Annotated in this window: 20 protein-coding genes and 3 tRNA genes; 14 read left to right on the forward strand and 9 right to left on the reverse strand. The window is 67.7% G+C overall.

Features of this window, described 5'->3' with window-relative positions; all coding sequences use genetic code 11:
- Window positions 1-180: 180 nt before the first annotated feature.
- Window positions 181-1605, forward strand: coding sequence for a sensor histidine kinase (locus ASV56_RS05230; protein WP_062561073.1), 1425 nt, complete (start codon window positions 181-183; stop codon window positions 1603-1605).
- A gap of 98 nt (window positions 1606-1703) precedes the next feature.
- Window positions 1704-1780: transfer RNA gene (locus ASV56_RS05235), tRNA-Arg, on the forward strand.
- Between the two features lie 660 nt (window positions 1781-2440).
- Here ASV56_RS05235 and ASV56_RS23450 read toward each other — a convergent pair.
- The 3 genes from ASV56_RS23450 to accD all read right to left on the reverse strand — a co-directional run bounded on the left by ASV56_RS23450 (window position 2441) and on the right by accD (window position 5909).
- Complete coding sequence (locus ASV56_RS23450) at window positions 2441-2599, reverse strand: hypothetical protein (protein WP_156429079.1); 159 nt, start codon at window positions 2597-2599, stop codon at window positions 2441-2443.
- Window positions 2600-3694: 1095 nt separating this feature from the next.
- The gene (locus ASV56_RS05240) at window positions 3695-4963 is read right to left on the reverse strand and encodes a bifunctional folylpolyglutamate synthase/dihydrofolate synthase (RefSeq protein ID WP_062561074.1); all 1269 of its coding nucleotides are present in this window, start codon (window positions 4961-4963) and stop codon (window positions 3695-3697) included.
- 10 nt (window positions 4964-4973) lie between these two features.
- Entirely contained in the window at window positions 4974-5909 is a 936-nt protein-coding gene (gene accD / locus ASV56_RS05245; protein ID WP_062561075.1) for an acetyl-CoA carboxylase, carboxyltransferase subunit beta, read from the reverse strand.
- An 82-nt stretch (window positions 5910-5991) separates the two neighbouring features.
- Between accD and cls the strand changes: the two genes are divergently transcribed.
- From cls to ASV56_RS05265, 4 genes are all read left to right on the forward strand, one after another.
- Window positions 5992-7428 carry a cardiolipin synthase gene (gene cls, locus ASV56_RS05250; protein WP_253879871.1) on the forward strand — a complete coding sequence of 479 codons (1437 nt, stop codon included), beginning with the start codon at window positions 5992-5994 and terminating at the stop codon, window positions 7426-7428.
- 10 nt (window positions 7429-7438) lie between these two features.
- Window positions 7439-7762, forward strand: coding sequence for a 4a-hydroxytetrahydrobiopterin dehydratase (locus ASV56_RS05255; RefSeq protein ID WP_062561076.1), 324 nt, complete (start codon window positions 7439-7441; stop codon window positions 7760-7762).
- Between the two features lie 109 nt (window positions 7763-7871).
- Window positions 7872-8657, forward strand: a complete 786-nt coding sequence (locus ASV56_RS05260) for a DUF6478 family protein (protein WP_062561077.1) — start codon at window positions 7872-7874, stop codon at window positions 8655-8657.
- A gap of 14 nt (window positions 8658-8671) precedes the next feature.
- Window positions 8672-9061, forward strand: coding sequence for a hypothetical protein (locus tag ASV56_RS05265; RefSeq protein WP_062561078.1), 390 nt, complete (start codon window positions 8672-8674; stop codon window positions 9059-9061).
- 4 nt (window positions 9062-9065) lie between these two features.
- Here ASV56_RS05265 and ASV56_RS05270 read toward each other — a convergent pair whose 3' ends face one another.
- Window positions 9066-9785, reverse strand: a complete 720-nt coding sequence (locus ASV56_RS05270) for a GNAT family N-acetyltransferase (protein ID WP_062561079.1) — start codon at window positions 9783-9785, stop codon at window positions 9066-9068.
- A complete protein-coding gene (locus ASV56_RS05275; protein ID WP_062561080.1) occupies window positions 9782-10522 on the reverse strand; it encodes a competence/damage-inducible protein A in 741 nt (246 codons plus the stop codon). The genes ASV56_RS05270 and ASV56_RS05275 overlap by 4 nt, the downstream gene beginning before the upstream one ends.
- A 108-nt stretch (window positions 10523-10630) precedes the next feature.
- Here ASV56_RS05275 and map point away from each other — a divergent pair, with 108 nt between their 5' ends.
- A complete protein-coding gene (map, locus tag ASV56_RS05280) occupies window positions 10631-11434 on the forward strand; it encodes a type I methionyl aminopeptidase (protein WP_062561081.1) in 804 nt (267 codons plus the stop codon).
- A 188-nt stretch (window positions 11435-11622) separates the two neighbouring features.
- Here map and ASV56_RS05285 read toward each other — a convergent pair whose 3' ends face one another.
- Window positions 11623-12642, reverse strand: a complete 1020-nt coding sequence (locus ASV56_RS05285) for a LacI family DNA-binding transcriptional regulator (protein WP_062561082.1) — start codon at window positions 12640-12642, stop codon at window positions 11623-11625.
- Between the two features lie 97 nt (window positions 12643-12739).
- Here ASV56_RS05285 and ASV56_RS05290 point away from each other — a divergent pair.
- Window positions 12740-12816: transfer RNA gene (locus tag ASV56_RS05290), tRNA-Arg, on the forward strand.
- Between the two features lie 98 nt (window positions 12817-12914).
- Window positions 12915-13847 carry an IS5 family transposase gene (locus tag ASV56_RS05295; RefSeq protein WP_062560474.1) on the forward strand — a complete coding sequence of 311 codons (933 nt, stop codon included), beginning with the start codon at window positions 12915-12917 and terminating at the stop codon, window positions 13845-13847.
- A 58-nt stretch (window positions 13848-13905) separates the two neighbouring features.
- Here ASV56_RS05295 and ASV56_RS24350 read toward each other — a convergent pair whose 3' ends face one another.
- Window positions 13906-14241, reverse strand: coding sequence for a hypothetical protein (locus tag ASV56_RS24350; protein WP_253879873.1), 336 nt, complete (start codon window positions 14239-14241; stop codon window positions 13906-13908).
- A gap of 353 nt (window positions 14242-14594) precedes the next feature.
- Window positions 14595-14678 (reverse strand) — tRNA-Tyr (locus ASV56_RS05300).
- Window positions 14679-14834: 156 nt separating this feature from the next.
- Here ASV56_RS05300 and rlmB point away from each other — a divergent pair.
- From rlmB to ASV56_RS05315, 3 genes are all read left to right on the forward strand, one after another.
- Window positions 14835-15632: a 23S rRNA (guanosine(2251)-2'-O)-methyltransferase RlmB gene (gene rlmB, locus ASV56_RS05305; RefSeq protein ID WP_062561083.1), complete on the forward strand. Its 798-nt coding sequence runs from the start codon at window positions 14835-14837 to the stop codon at window positions 15630-15632.
- Window positions 15633-15815: 183 nt separating this feature from the next.
- A complete protein-coding gene (locus tag ASV56_RS05310) occupies window positions 15816-16157 on the forward strand; it encodes a YHS domain-containing (seleno)protein (RefSeq protein ID WP_301336092.1) in 342 nt (113 codons plus the stop codon).
- Between the two features lie 185 nt (window positions 16158-16342).
- Window positions 16343-16795 carry a CoA-binding protein gene (locus tag ASV56_RS05315; protein ID WP_062561084.1) on the forward strand — a complete coding sequence of 151 codons (453 nt, stop codon included), beginning with the start codon at window positions 16343-16345 and terminating at the stop codon, window positions 16793-16795.
- Window positions 16796-16854: 59 nt separating this feature from the next.
- On the opposite strand, the gene ASV56_RS05320 is transcribed toward ASV56_RS05315, so the two are convergent.
- Entirely contained in the window at window positions 16855-17874 is a 1020-nt protein-coding gene (locus ASV56_RS05320) for a ribose-phosphate pyrophosphokinase (RefSeq protein WP_062561085.1), read from the reverse strand.
- A gap of 84 nt (window positions 17875-17958) precedes the next feature.
- Between ASV56_RS05320 and ASV56_RS05325 the strand changes: the two genes are divergently transcribed.
- On the forward strand, window positions 17959-18558 hold the full coding sequence (locus ASV56_RS05325) for a 2-hydroxychromene-2-carboxylate isomerase (RefSeq protein WP_062561086.1): 600 nt from the start codon (window positions 17959-17961) through the stop codon (window positions 18556-18558).
- An 8-nt stretch (window positions 18559-18566) separates the two neighbouring features.
- Window positions 18567-19337, forward strand: coding sequence for an alpha/beta fold hydrolase (locus ASV56_RS05330; protein WP_062561087.1), 771 nt, complete (start codon window positions 18567-18569; stop codon window positions 19335-19337).
- Window positions 19338-19947: the final 610 nt, after the last annotated feature.

Consider the following 19947-nt stretch of genomic DNA (forward strand, 5'->3'; position numbering starts at 1 on the left):
GGCCCGCTGGATAGTCGCCCCCGCCCGCCAAGTCAACCACAATAGCGGCATTTTCGGCGCGCTCTCGCCGCGGGGGCCGGCCGATGGAACCCGGGCAATGTCACGCATGTTTGAACTGCACGGCCTTTGCCATTATGTGAAGCAGCGAGCGCCGAGACGAGGGGAAACGCGAAACCTGCCATGGCCCTGAACACGCTTTCCGGCCGATTCGCCCTGCTGACGGGCATTTTCGTGCTGCTGGCCGAATTGCTGATCCTGCTGCCCTCGCTTGCGAACTACCGGCTGGATTTCCTGGAATCGCGCCTGGAGCGGGCGCAGATCGCCAGCCTTGCGCTGCTGGCGACCGACGAATCGCTGGCCTCGGAGCTGGAATCGGAACTGCTGGAGAACGCCGGCGTCTTCAACGTGGTGCTGCGCCGGAACGACGTGCGCCAGCTGGTGCTGTCCTCGCCGATTCCGGGGCCGATCTCGGCCACCTACGACCTGCGCGAGCAGCCGTTCTGGAGCTCGGCGCGCGATGCGCTGGCCCAGCTTTTCGATCCGCAGAACAAGGTGATCCGCATCATCGGCGCTCCGGTCAACCAGGCCGGCCAGCTGATCGAGATCACCATGGACACGGCCCGGCTGCGCACCGAGATGATCGACTACGGGTTGCGGCTGCTGGCGATCTCGGCCGCTTTCTCGATCCTGACGGCGCTGCTTCTGAACATCGCGGCGCAAAGGCTGCTGCTGGTGCCGATCCGGCGCGTCATCAGCCACATGACTGCCTATGCCGGCGCGCCCGAGGACGCCCGCGCCATCATCACCCCCACCGCCCGCCTGGCCGAGTTGAACGAGGCCGAGACGGCGCTGGCCGCCATGCAGCGCACCGTGACCTCGGCCCTGAAGCAGAAGGACCGGCTGGCGCAGCTGGGCCAGGCGGTGGCGCGCATCAGCCACGACCTGCGCAATATCCTGACCACGGCGCAGATCTTTGCCGACCGGCTGGAGACCAGCGCCGACCCCGCCGTGCGCCGCGCCGCGCCCAAGCTGGTCAACTCGATCAGCCGCGCGGTGAATCTGTGCGAGACCACGCTGGCCTTCGGCAAGGCCGAGGAGCCGGCGCCGTCGCTGTCGCGTTTCAACCTTTCCGCGCTGGTGACCGAGGTGACCGAGGGCGAGGCGCTGGCCGCCGACCGGCTGGACGGGGCCGAGCCCATCGAGTTCCTGACCGACGTGCCGCCCGGCCTGTCGGTCAGGGCCGACCGCGACCAGCTGTTTCGGGTGCTGTCGAACCTGGTGCGCAATGCCCGCCAGGCCATCGAGGCCACGCGCCAGCCCGGCACCATCGAGATCGGCGCCGGCGAGGACGAGCAGGAATGGTGGATCCGCATCGGCGACACCGGCCCCGGCCTGCCGAAGAAGGCGCGCGACTTCCTGTTCCAGCCCTTCTCGGGCGGCTCGCGCAAGGGCGGCACCGGGCTGGGGCTGGCCATCGCCGCCGACCTGGTGCGCAACCACGGCGGCCGGTTGGAGCTTCTGCGCAGCGACGAGGACGGCACCCAGTTCATCCTGCACCTGCCGCGCGAGCTGGCGATCCCGGTGTCGCGGGCCGAAATCGCCTGAAACCACGGGCATTCGCGGGGGTGCGGAAAAAGATTTCCGAAAAGGCGATTTTGGCCTTGCACCCCCCCGGAGCTATCTCTAGATAACCGCCTCACAGCGGACCCGTAGCTCAGCTGGATAGAGCACCAGACTACGAATCTGGGGGTCGGGCGTTCGAATCGCTCCGGGTCCGCCATTTATCCCATTGAAGATGCTAAGCAATTAGAGCGCCTCCTGGCTGGGGGATACGGTGGTTTGCAGCCGGTTTGCAAGGCTGTTCTCAATGCCAGATCGCCGCCTTGGATAGCGCCGGGGTCATGGCCGGAATTTCTCCAGAATGCGCGTGGCCGATTGCAACATGTGGCCGGTGGCGGCGCAAATCTGCGGGAGGGCGTTGTGTGTCCGACCACCACGCTAGACACGTCCAGAATGTAGTTTCGCGTGCCGCTGCCACCGAAGACCGCCGCGTTCGGTATAAATTTGGTGGCGTCCAGGATATCCCCATCCGATCGACACCGTGGATCGGAGTCTTTGATGACCCTGCCCTTCGGCCCGCCCCCGGGGTATTTCTGCAACAAAGTAGATGCGCCTTTCCCCCCTGGCACGGTTTCTTCGTTCTGAAAATACCCCGGCGTTACGGGACATCTGATTTGAAGGCTGCGGGATATCCGGTTGAGGGCGGGACAGGCGGAAAATCCCACGATTGCGAGGGTTTCTCAGCCGCGGCCAGGAAGAGCGGCGGGGACAACAGGATCGAAGGGTCGCGCGAAAGCCATCGCGCGCCGATTTGGCCGATCTGAAGAGCGGCTTTGTGAAGTCCTTGCGAGGCTTTCGTGAACGTTCCAAGACCCTGCGACTACCGGCCCTCCGCGACGGGGAGCCGGCTTCTCTCGGCGAGGTATGCGCCATTCCCTGATATATCCGGGGCGGCGCGCATCGGCCGCGGCACGCGGTCGAAGACACAGAACAGGATGCCGCGCTGCTGATCGAACGGCACGTTGCGCAGCTCGACCACCAGCTGGATCCGCCGCGTCAGGGCCGGCTCTTGCGAAGCGATCAGGATGCCGGTCGCGTCGCCCGACCGCGCGAAGTCCTCGCTGGCATGACTGCGGCGCAGCGGTTGAGCTTGCCAGGACCGACTTCAATCTGTGGTTGCACCATACCTTCGCGGCGCCTCGCGGCGGCTCTTGGGGCAGGTTTCGGAAATCGCCGCCGCAGGTCCAGCGCAGGAACAGGATGCGATTTCCATGCGGTTTTCGATCTGCGCCCGGGTCGGCGCCGCACCCTCGGCTTCGGCCGGAACCGCGTCCAGCTCCTGGCGCATGGCGGCGGTGCGCGTGCCATAGGATGGGCGGATCTCCCATTCCGCCCGGCCTCGGGCGTCCAGTGCTTTCCCTTCATAGTGAAGGCGCACTTGAGTCCAGAAATCCCGTGCCCGTCATCGAGCCCTACGCCGGACGAACCAGCCGACCGCATCGAACAGCTGGATTTCGGCCCGAGCGTTGCATGCTGTCGCAGCGGATGCTCGAGCGTGGCGCCATGTTCAAGGATATGAAGGAAGGGCGGCTGCCGCCGACATGAGCTTTAATCCACGACGCCGAGGGCAGGCTGGACCGCTGCGCTGCAGAAATCGCTGAACGGCAAGTTCGTCTTCCTGAAATCAATCCGGCCTGCAACCGATGCGTTGCAGGGTGCACGCTGGCTGCAGCTGCGATGAAGATGAGGGCGGACGGACGCAATCCCGTCATGGGACCATGCCCAGTGATGCTGGCTCGCCCTCATGGGGAAATATGCGCCAGTATCCGCCGAAATCAAGCGCCCGCGAGTTGCCCTGCGATTGCCTTTCAAAGCGCGACGAAAGGGCTTGGCAGAGATCGCAATCGTGCGCGCGGCCGAGCTGCGCGACGAGGGTATCCGAGCGCGGACCGACTGGGCCGGCATGGGCCAGCGGCAAAGTCGCGGCGCGGGAATACCAGGGCATTTTCTGCCGATTCTGTCGCCCAGGACTTTCCATCAGACCCCGCTTCACGGGGAGCCCGCAGGGCGGAGCCCAGCCGCCGCGCGCGGGGCGCGGTCGCAGGGGTATCGGGAAAACGGTGAAAGCGCGCCGTCAGCCGTTTTCGCGCAGCACCTGGCCCGCGAGATAGAGCGAGCCGCAGATCAGAATGCGCGCGCCGGGGTGGGCGGCGGCGAGGTCGCGCACCGCGGTAAGCGCATCGGCGGCGGTGCAGGCCGAGAGGCCGACGGAGTGCGCGGCGGCGGCGGTTTCCTCGGCCGGCAGGGTGTTCGGCTCGCCCGGGATCGCCACGGCGGTCAGGCTTTGCGCGACGCCGGCCAACGGGCGCATGTAGCCGGCCACGTCCTTGGTGTTCAGCATGCCGCAGACCAGATGCGTGGGCTTCTTCGCCATGGCCGAAAGCGTCGCCGCCACCGCCTCGCCGCCGGCGGGGTTGTGGCCGCCGTCGAGCCAGAGCTCGCAAGCCCCGGCCGCATCGACCAGCGGGCCGTGCGCCAGGCGCTGCATGCGGGCCGGCCATTCCGTCTCGGTCACCGCGGCGCGGGCCTCGATTCGGCCGAAGCCGAGTTCGCGCAGCGCGGCAATGGCGGTGCCGGCGTTCTGGATCTGGTGCGGCCCCGGCAGCGCCGGCAGCGGCAGGTCCATCAGCCCGTGGTCGTCCTGGTAGATCAGCGCATCGCCCTCGCGCCGGCTGTCCCAGTCCTGGCGGGCGATGCGCAGCGGCGCGAAAAGCCGCTCGGCCTTCTGCTCGATCACGGCGCGGGCGGCGGGTTCCTGCGGCGCGACGATGCAGGGCACGCGGCGCTTGAGGATGCCGGCCTTTTCGCCGGCGATCAGCTCCAGCATCTCGCCCAGGTATTGCGTGTGGTCGATGCTGATGGGCGTGATGACGGTCAGGGCCGGGCTGTCGATCACATTGGTCGCGTCCAGCCGGCCGCCGAGGCCGACTTCCAGCAGCGTATAGTCGGCGGGCGTGCGCGAGAAGGCCAGGAAGGCCGCAGCGGTGGTGATCTCGAAGAAGGTGATCGGCGCGCCGGCGTTCGCGGCCTCGCATTCCTCGAGCACCGCTGCCAGTTCGGCCTCGGGGATCAGCTCGCCCGCCAGGCGGATGCGTTCGTGGAACTGCGCCAGATGCGGCGAGGTATAGGCGTGGACGCGCAGGCCTGCCGATTCCAGCCCGGCGCGGATCATGGCCTGGGTCGAGCCCTTGCCATTGGTGCCGGCGATGTGGATCGCCGGCGGGATGCGGCGTTCCGGGTTGCCCAGCGCTTCCAGGATGCGGTGCATCCGGTCCAGCGACAGGTCGATGACCTTGGGGTGCAGCTGCATCAGCCGCGCGAGAATGGCGTCCGAACCGGTCATGGCGCCGCGCTCAGGCCGGTGTCGCGGCGGGGGCGGGCCTTTCGGCATGCGCGGTCGCGATATGGCCCGGGGCGGGCAGGTCGCCCACCACCGGCGCCGGCAGGCCGCCCAGCATGCGCAGGATCGAGATCAGCTCCTCGCGCAGCTTCTTGCGATGCGTCACCCGGTCCAGCATGCCGTGTTCCAGCAGGTATTCGGCGCGCTGGAAGCCCTCGGGCAGCTTCTCGCGGATGGTCTGCTCGATCACGCGCGGGCCGGCGAAGCAGATCAGCGCGTTCGGCTCGGCGATCTGGATGTCGCCCAACATGGCATAGCTGGCGGTGACGCCGCCGGTCGTGGGATGGGTCAGCACCACGACATAGGGCAGCCTGGCCTCTTTCAGCATCTCGACCGCGACGGTGGTGCGCGGCATCTGCATCAGCGACAGGATGCCTTCCTGCATGCGCGCCCCGCCGGCGGCCGAGAACAGCACCAGCGGCCGCTTCAGCTTCACCGCGCGTTCGGCGGCGGCGATGATGGCATTGCCGACATACATGCCCATCGAACCGCCCATGAAGGAGAAGTCCTGCGCGGCGGCGACGATCGGGGTGCGGCCCATCTCGCCCTCGGCGACCAGCATCGCCTCTTTCTCGCCGGTGGATTTCTGCGCGGCCTTCATGCGCTCGGGGTATTTCTTCTGGTCGCGGAATTGCAGCGGGTCGGCGATGGGCTCGGGGACCTTGACCTCGACGAAGACGCCGCCGTCGAACAGCGCGGCGAAGCGCGCGCGCGGGCTGATCGCCAGGTGGTGGTCGCAATTGGTGCAGACGTTCAGGTTGTCGGCCAGTTCGCGGTGAAACAGCATGGTGCCGCATTCCGGGCATTTGGTCCAAAGGTTCTCGGGCACTTCGCGGCGCGAGAACAGCGAATTGATGCGCGGACGCACATAATTGGTGATCCAGTTCATCGGCGGCCCCCTTGGTGCTGCGGTCTGGGGCTGACTTAGGCAAAACCGGGCGGAATTGCAATTCCGCGCGGGCCGGGGTTTCATGCGCCGCATGTGGACGCAGATCGCCGTGTTTCTTCATTACGCAGTCGCGCTGGCGGTGTCGGTGCGGGTGCTTCTGCGCCCCCGGCTGGAGCCGACGGTGCGCCTCAGCTGGATCCTGGTGATCGAGCTGGTGCCCCTGGTCGGCATCATCGCCTATATCCTGTTCGGCGAGATCCGCCTGCGCGGCGCCGAGGTCGAGACCATGGCCAGCGTGCGCTCGCGCCTGTCGGGCCTGTGGCAGCCCAGCCCCGAGGCGGTGCGCCAGCCGCCGAAATTCGCCGCGCCGGTGATCGCGGCGAATCGCGCCACCACCGGCTTCGGCGCCGTGGCCGGCAACCGCGCCACGCTGCTGGCCGAGGACGACAGCGCCATCGCCGATCTGGTCGCGGCCATCGACGGCGCGCGCGAGCATCTGCACATGCTGTTCTATATCTGGCTTGACGATGCCGCCGGCCGTTCGGTGGCCGAGGCGGCGATCCGCGCCGCCGGGCGCGGCGTCAAGGTGCGCGCGGTGATCGACGCCTTCGGCTCGCGCGCCTTCGGCCGGTCCGAGGCCTGGGCGGCGATGCGGGCGGCCGGCTGCGAATGCGTCGAGGCGCTGCCCATGGGCCTGCCGCTGCTTGGCGCGCTGTTCCAGCGCATGGACCTGCGCAACCACCGCAAGATCGTGGTCATCGACCACCTGCTGGGCTTTACCGGCAGCCGCAACTGCTCGGACAGGGCCTTTGCCATCAAGCCGCGATTCGCGCCCTGGATCGACGTGTTCCTGCGCATCGAGGGGCCGGTCGTGCGCCAGATGCAGGCGGTCTTCCTGCAGGACTGGATGAGCTACACCGGCGAGGACCTGGGCGACATGCTGCGCATGGTGCCGCCGGTGATGGCGCCGGGCGTGATCGGCCAGGTGGTGGCGACCGGGCCGGACGACCGCCAGGGCTCGCTGTCGGATTGCATGGCGACGATGATCTATGCCGCGCGCGAGCGGCTGGTCATCACCACGCCTTATTACGTGCCCGACGCCTCGCTTGATTCGGCGATCCGCACGGCGGCGCGGCGCGGGGTGGACGTGACCATGATCGTGCCGGCGATCAACGACTCGCTGGTGGTGCAGGCCACCTCCGAGGGGTTCTATTACGGCCTGGTGTCGGCCGGGGTGAAGCTGATGCTGTTCCGGGGCGGGCTTCTGCATGCCAAGATCATCACCGCCGACGGCGAGATGGCGATGATCGGCAGCGCCAACATGGATCGCCGCAGCTTCCAGCTGAATTATGAGATGAACATGCTGCTGATCGGCCCCGAGGTGACCGGGGTGCTGGACGAGCGCCAGGAAAGCTATATCGCCCGCGCCACGCCGATCACGCTGGCCGAGATCCGCGCTTGGTCGCTGCGTCGGCGGCTGCGCAACAACCTTTTGGCGCTGGCCGCGCCGATCCTGTGAGGAGGATGCCATGACCGGACTGGCCGAGGGAAAGATCGTCGACGGCGCCCCGGCGCTGCCTGAGCCAGAGCTGCGCGCGGCGCTGGCCGGCCTGCCCGGCTGGGTGCTGGCCGAGGACGGGCGCTCGATTCGCCGTGAATGGCGCTTCAAGTCGTTCAAGGCGGCGGCGCAGCTTGCCAACCTGGCCGCCTGGCAGGCCGAGGCGGCCAATCACCACCCCGACATCGCCTTCGGCTGGGGCTTTGCCCGCGTCAGCTTCTCGACCCATTCGGCGGGCGGCGTGACCATGAACGACCTGGTCATGGCGGCGCGGCTGGACGCGGTGGCGGGCTGATCCGCAACCGCTGCGTGTTTCGTCCGCAGCCGACCTTGCCCCCGCCGCGGTCCGGCCCTATCCAGTTCCTGCGGCGCCAAGGGGCGCAGGCGGGCAACAGGGACACGGCATGGCGATGCGTCCTCGCAAGTGGATCGAACGGAAAACCCGCGAGGGTGCCCTGCGGCAATGGACGGCGCTGGCCGACCAGGCCGAGGGCCTGGGCCCGAGCCGGCTGCGCAACCTGCGCGACGAGGCGCTTGGCCTGCGCGCCAGCCTCGACCGTTTCCTGATCCGCGCCGACCGGCGTGCGGCGCGCTCGCGCGCGGCGCTGGATGCGCTGCACCTGCCGGGCGGCACCGACTGGCGCTGGCGTCCCGCCTTCATGGCCGGGCAGATCTCGCCCCGCGGCGTCGCCGGCCCCGAGCCGGGCGGCATGCTGGGTGAGGGCGCGGCGCTGTGGCACGATTGCGCCGAGCGGGCGCTGATCCTGGAGCAGGTCGGCAATGCCGCCGCGACCGACCTGTCGCCCTTCGGCATAAGGCTCGAGGTCTTCGGCTTTTCCGGCAGCTTCCTGTCGCTGTCGATCGACCTGCCGACCAGCGCGCTCTCCGGCCTGACTCGCAGCCATGTGCTGCGGCTGGAAACCGGCATCCTGGCCGAGCGCGCGATCAACGTCTATGCCCGGCTCAACATCGGCCATGGCCCGAACATCGACGAGATGACCCTGGCGCTGCAGGGCTTCCAGCCCGGTCAGCCCAGCCAGCAGGTGACCGAATTCGACCTGGCCTATACCCAGATGAACGAGAAGCGGCTGGAAAAGATCTGGCTCGACCTGATCTTCGAGCAGCCGCGCATGAACGCGGTCCAGATCCGCGAGCTGTTCCTGTCGCGCCACCTGCGGGCAGAGCTGTGATGCAAGGAAGCAAGATGAGCGACTTCGAATCCCTGGGCCTGCGCAGCGGCATCTGGCAGGGCGTGCTGCGCCGCGACGCGGCTCCCGGACGGCTGGTGCTGGTGCATATGGGCAGCCGCCTGGCCGAGGCCCATGCCACCGAGGAGCCGGGCGGGGGCTGGCGCATCGCCGCCGCTATCCCGCCCGAGCGGCTGTCGGACGGGGTGCAGAGCTTCCTGCTGGTCGAGGATCAGGGCGCCGAGGGCGAGGCCCCGCAGCCTGGCGCGCAACGCCTGGGCAGCCTGACGCTGATCGCCGGCGAATTGCTGGACGACGACCTGCGCGCCGAGCTGACCCTGATGCGGGCCGAGCTGGAACTGGTCAAGAAGGAGCTGCGCCGGCTCGCCGCCGCGGTGGCGGGCTGAGGGTTCAGTCCCGGCTCCAATAGCCGTAGCCGCCGAGTTCGGCGAAACCCAGCCGGTCGTAAAGCGCGCAGGCGGCGGTGTTCGCACGGCTGACCGCCAGGGCCAGCCGGGTCGCGCCCTGCGCCTGCGCCCATTCCGCCGCCCGCCCGATCAGCCAGCCCGCGACGCCCTGGCGGCGCAGCGCCGGCACCACCTCGATGGCATGGATCATGCCGACCGGCCCGTCCACTGCCACGAAGGCGGCGCCGGCGGCGCGGTCCTGCACCCGGCCCAGCAGCGCGGTATGAGGCAGGGTGACGCGCCGCATCGCCGCCTGCCGGCTTTCCGGGATGGCACCGGCGGCCCAGATGTCGGCCTGGATCGCCAGCGGCGGCCAGATGTCGAAGGAACTCAGCCGCGGCCGCGCCGCCCGGGCCAGCATGGCGCAATCGGCGGCCATGACCGCGGTGGGGCTGCCGTGGCGAAAGCCCTCGGCCGCTAAGGCCTGCTCCAGCGCCGCGTCGCCGTCGGCGACGCGAAACAGCGGCCGCTCGCCCCAGCCGCGCTGGATATCGGCGATTTCGGCGATGGCGGGCGCGTCCCAAACCGGTCCCAGCGCCCGGGCCGAGCTGACCCGGCCGCCGCCGCCCTGGCCGCGCCCGACGCGAAAGCCGCCGGCCTCGGCATATTCGGCGGCGGGCCAACTCGTCTCGAAGACGCGGGCGATCTCGGCGTCGGCGATCACAGCGCGAGCCTTTCGCGCAGCGCGGTCATGGCATCGGTGACGCGCTTGCCGTCCAGCCCGCGGATCACCAGGCTGGTGCCGTAACGCTGGCCGCGCTGGAACGGATAGGAGCCCAGCGACAGGTCCGGAAAGGACTCGGCCACCTCGCGCAGCCCGTCGGCCACGTCGGATTCCGGCCGCAGCACCTCCAGCGCCTCGCTGACCGAGGGCCGGCCGGTCGGCAGCCCGTCCACGATGGCCTCGACCATGGCGCGGAACACGTCGGGCACGCCGGCCATGACATAGGTATTGCCGATGTGGAAGCCGGGCGCGGCGGAATGGGCGTTGGGGATCAGCGCTGCGCCCAGCGGGATGCGGGCCATGCGCAGCCGGTTGCCGGTGACCTCGACGCCGCGCGCCTCCCAGCGCTCGACCATGACGCGGCGCGCTTCCTCGTTGATCTCGATGCCGACGCCAAAAGCGTCGGCCACCGCGTCTGCGGTGATGTCGTCATGCGTCGGGCCGATGCCGCCACTGGTGAAGAGCATGTCCCAGGCCCCGCCCAACGCCTTGTCCAGCGCCCGGATCGAGGCCACGATCTGGTCGTGGTCGTCGCCGACGATGCGCACCTCGCGCAAGTCGAGGCCGATGCTGTTCAAGACCTGCGACAGGTAATGGGCATTGCCCTCGCGCGTGCGGCCGGACAGGATCTCGTCCCCGATGACCAGGATGGCGGCGGTGGGATTGTCGGATTGCATCGGCGCTCCTCGCGTTTTCGGCTGTCGGCCAATGTATAGGTCCGCGCACGGGGCTGGAACAAGTGGCGCCATGGGACTATCTGTGGGGGACAGGAACACGAGGACGCCATGAACGACGCACGCCAGACCCGCGAGGGGATCCGCATCCACGACCCGCAGGACTTTGCCGGCATGCGCGCGGCGGGCCGGATCGCGGCGCAGATCCTCGACGAGGTCGGCCCGCTGGTCCAACCCGGCACCACCACCGGGGCGCTGGACGATTTCATCCGCAACCGCGTGACCGAGCTTGGCACGATCAGCGCCACCATCGGCTATCGCGGCTACCAGCACGCCAGCTGCATCAGCGTGAACCATGTCGTCTGCCATGGCATCCCCGGCGACAAGATCCTGGCCGACGGCGACATCCTCAACATCGACGTGACGGTGATCCTGGACGGCTGGTATGGCGACAGCTCGCGCATGTATGTCGCGGGCAAACCCAGCGTAAAGGCCAAGCGCCTGATCCAGGTCACCCATGACAGCCTGATGAAGGGCATCGAGGCGGTCCGCCCCGGCGCCACCTTCGGCGACATCGGCTGGGCGATCCAGAGCTATGTCGAGGCGAACCGCATGTCGGTGGTGCGCGACTTCTGCGGCCACGGCCTTGGCCGCACCTTCCACGCGCCGCCGAACGTTTTGCACTTCGGCCGCCCCGGCAAGGGCCCGGTGCTGGAAGAGGGCATGTTCTTCACCATCGAGCCGATGGTGAACCTGGGCCGCCCCGAGACCAAGATCCTGGCCGACGACTGGACAGCGGTCACCCGCGACAAGTCGCTCTCGGCCCAGTTCGAGCATTCCATCGGCGTCACCGCCAGCGGGGCCGAGATCTTTACCCTGTCCCCGGGCGAGCTGTTCTTCCCCAGCTTCGACTGAGGCGAGGCAGGGACGTTTCGCGCCCTGGGCTTCTTTGCTCCTCAAATACCCATGCGGCAGCGCAACCGTCGCTGTCGCATGAGTATTTGGGAAACGGTGAAGGCGCAGCACATCGCGCGGGCGCCCAAACCGGCGCCGGTTTCACCGTTTTTCAAATACTCCGGCAACGCCGCGCGCGAGCAGCAGCCTCAGCGTTTGCGGATGGTCTCGCCCGGCATGATCGTCGGCGCCAGGGCGACGATGCCGCTCTCGGGCGCCGGCTCCTTGCCCGCGACGATGCGCGCCGCGCGCCGGCCGATGTCGATGCGCCGGGCGTCGGTTGTGGTGAGCCGCATCGGCAGACCGTCCAGCAGCTCGACACCGTTGAAACCCGCGAGCCCCAGCTTTCCCGGGATGTCATAGCCCTTCTCCATGCACCACAGAAGCCCGCCGGCCCCGATCATGTCATTGGAGAAATACAGGAAATCCAGGTCGGGTTCCCGCGCCAGGATGCGCTCGGTCAGCTCGCGGCCCTTGTGCAGTGACGAGCCGCCCTGGTAATATTCCCGCGCCGCCAGCTGCAGGCCCTCCTCGGCCAGCCGGGCCTCGAAGCCGGCCAGGCGTTTGCGGGCGCGGTGATCCTCGGGCATATGCGTGCCGATGAAGCCGATGCGGCGATAGCCGGCGGCGAGGATCTCCTCGGCCATCTCGGCCCCGGCGCGGCGATGGCTGATGCCGACCGCGGTGTCGATAGGATCGCCGTCCACGTCCATGATCTCAACCACCGGCAGGCCGGCATTGTCCAGCATCGCCCGCGCCGCCTTGCTATGCTCGAGCCCGGCCAGGATCACCCCTGAGGGCCGCCAACTCAGCATGTCGTAAAGCACCGTATCCTCGCGCGAGGGGCTGTAGTTCGTCACCCCCACCACCGGCTGCAGCCCGGTATCGTCGAGCTCGGCCGAGATCCCGCCCAGGACGTCGGGGAACACCATGTTCGACAGCGAGGGGATGATGACCGCGACCAGGTTCACCCGCTGGCTGGCCAGCCCGCCGGCGATCTTGTTCGGGACATAGCCCAGGGTGCGGGCGGCGGTCAGCACCTTCTCGCGCGTCGCGGCCGAGACGTCGCCGCGGTTGCGCAGCACGCGGCTGACGGTCATCTCGGACACGCCCGAGGCTTCCGAAACGTCGCGCAGGGTCAGGGGGCGGCGGGGTCTTTTCGTATTCATGACAACTACCGGAACGCAATCATGTTACCGTTATCGCGTCCGGCGCATGACGGCAACCTTGCCATTTCCGAGATCTGCGGGCAAAAGAGGCGGCGGCGGCCCCGTGGCTCAACTGGATAGAGCAGCCCCCTCCTAAGGGGCAGGTTGCAGGTTCAAGTCCTGCCGGGGTCACCATAAAAATCAGCATGTTGTTAACGAGGCATAAGAGTGGCTCTGTTGCACAAATCGCGTGAGGGATTCATCTCGCGAATCCAGGGTGGTAGCTGGGATGCATGAGCAGACCCATACCCCCGACCTACAAGACCAGGAACTGGCCAGCCTACAATGAAGCACTCAAGCGCCGGGGCTCGCTGACGATCTGGTTTGACCCCGAGATGAGCTGGGATGCCGCGCCGACAGGCAGGCGTGGCCGCCAGCAGACCTACAGCGATGCCGCTATCCAGACGTGCCTCTCGATGAAAGTGCTGTTCGGCATGGCGCTCCGGCAGACGACCGGGTTCGTCGAGAGCCTGCTACGGCTGGTCGGCCTGAACTGGACGGTGCCCGACTTCAGCACGCTATCTCGCCGCCAGAAGACCTTGGCCGTGAACATCCCCTACCGCGGCTCCAAGGGGCCGTTGCACCTGCTGGTCGACAGCACCGGGATCAAGGTCGAAGGTGAAGGCGAGTGGCACGCACGCAAGCATGGCGGCCCGAAACGGCGCGTCTGGCGCAAGCTCCACCTTGGGATCGATGAAGAAACGTTGGAGATCCGGGCCGTCGAAGTCACCGGGAGCCACATCGGTGATGCGCCCATCCTACCCCACCTTCTCGACCAAATCCCGCAGGACCAGGAAATCGGTAGCGTTACGGCTGATGGCGCCTACGACACGCGCAAATGCCACGATGCGATTGCAGATCGCGGTGCCCATGCCGTCATCCCGCCCCGCAAGAACGCGAAGCCCTGGAAGACGATCACCGCCGGAGCCGTGGCCCGAAATGAGGCCCTGCGCGCGGCGAAATACCTGGGCCGCGCGCTCTGGCGACGATGGTGTGGATACCACCGCCGAAGCCGCGTCGAGACAAAGATGCATTGTATCAAGTTGCTGGGCCAGCGGCTCATGGCACGGGACTTCGACCGACAGGTCGCCGAACTCCAGGTCCGCATCGCCGTCCTGAACGGCTACACCGCGCTCGGAATACCCGTCACGGAAGCTGTGGGATAAGTCCGTCCGGGGAAAGGGGAACCTCGGCCTTAAGCCGATTTGTGCAACAGAGCCACGCTCAGACATAACGCAATCCTTCGCTGAAGCCTGCGGCGCGCACTTCGCTGCGGGAAACCAGCTCCAGGTCCAGCGCCATGCGGACCTGTCCAACGCTCAGAATCCGGCACAGGGGGTGACGGGATTTGATCCAGTCGGCAGTTTTTGCCGCATGCGCCGGGGTCGGTTTCTGAGGCGGTTCCGGCTCGTCCCCGATGTAATCGCGCCAGCGGCCCACCCTGAACCAGTTATCCGAGAAGCAGACCTTTGAGCGCGTATAGCCTGCGGTCTCCAGCGCATAGCACTTGCCCGACCTCCTGCATGGCAGCCTCGACGTGGTGCAGGCAGGCCGCTTCATTGCGGCATCGGTCGGCGGGATAGGCCTTCAATATCTCCAGAGATTCCGCCGCCGCCTCGCGTGCACGCGCGCGCGAAGGTGGTTTATGGATGGTTTCAGGATGGTTTGGGGTCCGCTGTGGACGGGGTACCGGGTCCGCAGCGGACCCCGTTCCGGGTTCACGGCAGACCCCGTCCTCTGTGTACCCCGTCTCATCATCGGGTTCGGCAATGCCCTCCAGGGTGCGGACGGCGGCAAGAGGTCAAGCCGCAAAACTGCGGGACACCTGCGTCATAACCTATTGATTTGCATGTTACCGCATTGCACGAATGCGGGACACCACTTCGTTGATTTCGTTCAGTTTTCAGAAGAAGTGGTGGGCGACCCTGGAATCGAACCAGGCATGGGTCTCCCCGGCGGAGTTACAGTCCGCTGCCGCACCTTGCAGCACGTCGCCCGCCGAACGCTTCCGGCGTGTGGAGCGGTGATTAGCCGCCCGCGCCACGGGCGTCAAGCGGTCAGCGCCGGAAAAATCCGCGCCGCCCACACCCCGCCGCGAAACTTGCAATCCCCGGCGATTTCTGCGCTACCAGAAGCCCAAGGATAGGTGCGCCATGGCCGAGAAACCGCAGAAAACCAAGAAACCCACCTGGGTCATCGACAAGGAACGCGCGCGCCGCGCCGCGGCGGCGGAAACCGTCTGGCTGTTCGGCCTGCATGCGGTGCGCGATGCGCTGGCCAATCCGGCGCGGGAAAGGCTGCGGCTGGTGGTGACCCAGAACGCGCTGGACCGGCTGGGCGCCCTGCCCCCCGGCATCGAACCCGAGATCACCGACGCCCGCACCTTCGACCGCCATGTGCCGCTGCCGCCCGAAAGCGTGCACCAGGGCGCGGCGCTGGAGGTGAAGCCGCTGAAATGGGGAGGCCTGGCCGACCTGGCGCTGTCGGGGCCTGGCAAGCCGCTGCTGGTGGCGCTGGACCGCGTCACCGACCCGCATAACGTCGGCGCCATTCTGCGCTCGGCCGAGGTCTTCGGCGCCCGCGCCGTCATCGCCCCCGCCCGCCACAGCGCCCCCGAGACCGGGGCGCTGGCCAAGACCGCCTCGGGCGCACTGGAGCGCCAGCCCTATCTGCGCGTCACCAACCTGGCCGATGCGCTGATCGAATTGCAGGGCATGGGCTATGTGGTGATCGGCCTCGACGGCACCGGCGAGGAGGTCCTGCCCGACGCCCTGGCGCAGGTCTCGGGCCGGCCGCTGTGTCTGGTCCTGGGCGCCGAGGGCCCCGGTTTGCGCGACCGTACGCGCGAGACCTGCGACCGCATCGCCCGCATCCCCTTCGCGGCGGATTTCGGCTCGCTCAATGTCTCGAACGCGGCGGCGGTGGCGCTTTACGCGGTCTCACGCGGCTGAGCACGGCGCGGGGCATCGGGATCACATTGGCGCTAGAAAATCGCCGCCTCGGTTGAGAATCGCCGGGCGATTTGCCAGATCCTAGGCATCTTCCCATCGCCCGTGCCCATGATGATTCGCGCCCTGCTGACCAGCCTCCTGCTTCTTCCGCCCATTTCGCCGGCATTGGCGCAGAATTGGGCATTGGACGGCATGGACCCGGTGTCCTATGGCACCGACAATGCGGCGGTGCCGGGGCGCAGCGACCTGGTGACGCTGTGGCGCGGCAAGGCCTGGCATTTCGCCAGCGAGCAGAACCGCAATCTTTTCGAGGCGAATCCGGGTGCCTATGCGCCGGGGCTGGGCGGGCTATGCGTCGTCGCCCTGTCCGAGGGCCGTTCCGAGCCCGGCAATCCGCGCTATTTCGTGGTGATCGGCCAGCGCACCTATTTCCTGCGCTCGGAACGCGCGCGCGAGCGGCTTCTGGCCGATCCGCAGCGGGTGCTGATGCGCGCCAAGGCCTTCTGGGCCCGAATGAATCCCTGAGATCCTCACTTTTTCGTGAACATGGTGGAACTTTTTGGCCACGGTTCCCATTTATTTAGGGAACTTGACCACGGAACGGTCTTGTTCAGATCACTGTCCCTCGTTCCGCGACTTGCGCCCGGCCAGAACACTGGACCGGGCGCTTTTTACGTGCCACTCTAAGTTGAGATCTGGGGGAGGATCAGATGAACCTGGCTATTCTTCGCGACATCGGCTCATCGCCGGCCGATGACGACATCGCGCGTATTGCCCGCTCGACCCGCTGCATCGCCATCATCGGCCTGTCTCCGAATGAGGCAAGACCGTCTTGGGGCGTAGCGCGCTATTTGAAATCGCAGGGTTTTCGCGTGATTCCGGTCAATCCCGGCCATGCCGGCAGCATGATGCTGGACGAACATGTCTATCCCGACCTGGCCTCGATTCCGCCCGAGGCGGGCGTGGACATGGTCGACATCTTCCGCCGGGCCGAGGCGGTGCCGGGGGTCGTGGAGCAGGCCATGGCGCATCTGCCGCGCCTGCGCACGGTCTGGATGCAGCTGGGAATCAGTCATCCGCAGGCGGCGAATCGGGCCCGCGCCCGCGGGCTGACGGTGATCGAGGACCGCTGCCCCAAGATCGAGTTCCCGCGCTTCCTGTGAGCCCATGAAAAAGGCCCCGGACCTTGCGGCCGGGGCCCGTAATCGCACCGACGGCCTGCTCAGGCGCCGGTATAGAGGCCTTCGTAGATCGGCCCCAGGGTCTCGATCTCGAAGAGCGAGCTGACCGAGGTGCCGTTCCAGATGTTCAGGATCGCCTGGGCGAACATCGGCGCCGTCGGCACGATGCGGATGTTCGAGGCGGATTTCACCTTGTCGGTCGGCTCGATCGAATCGGTGATGACCAGCGATTTCATCACCGATTTCTGCACCCGCTCGACCGCCGGGCCGCTCAAGACGCCATGGGTGATATAGGCGTGGACCTCGACGGCGCCGTGCTGCATCAGCACCTCGGCCGCCTTGCAGAGCGTGCCGGCGGTGTCGCAGATGTCGTCGACGATGATGCAGGTCTTGCCGGTCACCTCGCCGATCACGGTCATCTCGGCCACTTCGCCGGCTTTCTCGCGGCGCTTGTCCACGATGGCCAGCGGCGCGCCGATGCGCTGCGCCAGTTCGCGCGCCCGCGCCACGCCGCCCACGTCGGGCGAGATCACCATCAGGTCCGACAGCCGGTCGCGGAAGTGATGCTTCACGTCCAGCGCAAAGACCGGCGCGGCATAGAGGTTGTCCACCGGAATGTCGAAGAAGCCCTGGATCTGCGCCGCATGCAGGTCCAGCGTCAGCACGCGGTCCACGCCGGCCTCGGTCAGCAGGTTCGCGACCAGCTTGGCGCTGATCGGCGTGCGCGCCTTGGCGCGGCGGTCCTGGCGGGCATAGCCGAAATAGGGGATGACGGCGGTGATCCTGTCGGCCGACGAACGCTTCAGCGCGTCGGTCATGATCAGCAGTTCCATCAGGTTGTCGTTCGCCGGGTTCGAGGTCGGCTGGATGATGAACATGTCCTCGCCGCGGACGTTCTCATAGACCTCGACGAAGATCTCCTGGTCGTTGAACCGCTCGACGCGGGCTTCGATGGGGGCGACATTCATCCCGCGATGCATCGACATGCGCCGCGCGATGGCATTGGCCAGCGGTCGGTTCGCATTCCCCGCGATCAGCTTCGGTTCGGTCATGGCCGGCATGGCTGGCTCCGTAAGGGTGGATTCGTGTGATTGCACCCCGCTTAGCACCGGGCTAGCTTGCCCGCAAACCCCGGAGGCCCCGCCATGGCGCATATCGACTATTACCTGAGCACGCAGAGCCCTTGGTGCTATCTGGCCGGCGACCGGCTGGAGCAGCTCGCGGCCCGGCATGGCGCCTCGGTCACCTACAAGCCGCTGGATGCCTGGCAGCTTTTCGACCGCACCGGCGGCGTGCGCCCGGCCGACCGCCATCCGAACCGGCTGCAGTACCGCGACCAGGAACTGGCCCGCTGGGCCGAATGGCTGGACCTGCCGCTGACGCCCAAGCCGGCCTTCTTCCCGGTCAATACCGCGCCCTCCTCCTATGCGATCATCGCGGCGCAGGAGGCCGGCGGCGGCGACCTGGGCGGGCTGGTGCAGCGTTTCCTGCGCGCGGTCTGGGCGGATGGGGAGAACATCGCCGAGGACGCGGTGATCCGCGCCAAGCTCTCGGCCTCGGGCTTCGACCCGGACCTGGCCGACAAGGGGCTGTTCCTGGGCGCCGAGACCTATGGCCGCAACCTGGAACAGGCGGCCGAGGCCGGCGCCTTCGGTGTGCCCTTCTATGTCGTGCGCGAGAGCGGCCAGCGGTTCTGGGGCCAGGACCGGCTGGACTTCCTGGACCGGCACCTGGCCAGCCTGTGAGCCCTTCCGTGAGCGGGCTGCATCTGCGGGAATGGCCGGGCCAAGCCGAGCGGCCGGCGCTGGCGCTGCATTGCATGATGGGCAACGCCTCCTATTGGCGGCCGATCGCGCATGCGCTGCGCGACCGCATCCAGGTCACCGCGCCCGACCTGCCCGGCCACGGCCTCAGCCCCGGTTGGGACGGCGGGCCGCCGGATTACCACACCGCCGTCACCCGGGCGGTGGCCGGGCTGGTGACGCGGCCGCTGGACCTGATCGGCCACAGCATGGGCGCGACCGTGGCCCTGCGCATCGCCGTCGCCGCGCCCGAGGCGGTGCGCAGCCTGACGCTGGTTGAGCCGGTGCTGTTCGCGGCCGCCCCCGACGCGGCGCATGACGCGCTGCTGGACCGCATCGACGCGCAGCTGGCCCAGGGCGACGAGATCGAGGCGACGCGCGCCTTCCTCTCGGTCTGGGGCGGTATCGACTGGCAGGCCCAGACCCCGACCGCCAAGGCGCGGCTGGTCCGGCAGATCCGGCTGGTGCAGGCCAGCAACGAAGCCCTGCGCAGCGACAGCGCCAATATCCTGCGCGAAGGCGGGCTCGAGGCCATCGACGCCCCGGTGCTGATCGTCATGGGCGCGGATTCGCCCCCGGTGATCCCGGCCATCGCCGATGCGCTGGCGGCGCGGCTGCCGGACGTGGGCCGCGCCCGGGTGCCGGGCGCCGGGCACATGCTGCCGATCACCCATCCGCAGCAACTGGCCGAGCTGATCGGGCTGAACCTCGACCGCGCCTGAGCCGGCCGGGTCGGGATTGCGACGCGGCGCGAACGGCCTGGGACGATGGCGGATGTCTCTTCGGTTCGCACCTCGCCCGGGCTTGGCGGGCGCTGGCGGAGCTCTGCTGCCTGTTCGCCATTCCGCACAGCACGCGCTTCCCGCATCCTCGCGGGAGAGCGGGAGAGCGGGTGTTACGGGACATCAGTTTTGAATAATGCGGGAATATCCGGTTGAGGGCGGGGACAGGCGAAAAAGACCACAAACACGAGGGGTTGCGTGGGTTCGTCGGTCTTGGCCCGGAAGGGCGCCGGGGACAACAGGATTGAAGGGTCGTGCGAAAAGTTGTCGCGACGCGCTGGCCTGGCCGATTTGAAGGGCGGCTTCGAAAGACGCTTTCGAGGCTTTCGAGAAGCTCTCCAAACCCTGCAAATGCTGGGCCTCCGCCACGGGGGTCCTTTTCAAATCGGGCTGCCGCAGGGCCGATCCGAGGGCCGCGAACAATGAAGTGACTTCATTGTTTGGCGAAAGGCCCATCGAAGGGGCGCAAACCCAGCAAAACAAGGGCGATCCGCGATGTCAGCGCCGCGCCGAGGCGCCCCCGAACAATGAAGTGAATTTCGGTGCTGCC

The sequence above is a fragment of the Paracoccus aminovorans genome (assembly GCF_001546115.1).
GTDB lineage: Bacteria > Pseudomonadota > Alphaproteobacteria > Rhodobacterales > Rhodobacteraceae > Paracoccus > Paracoccus aminovorans_B.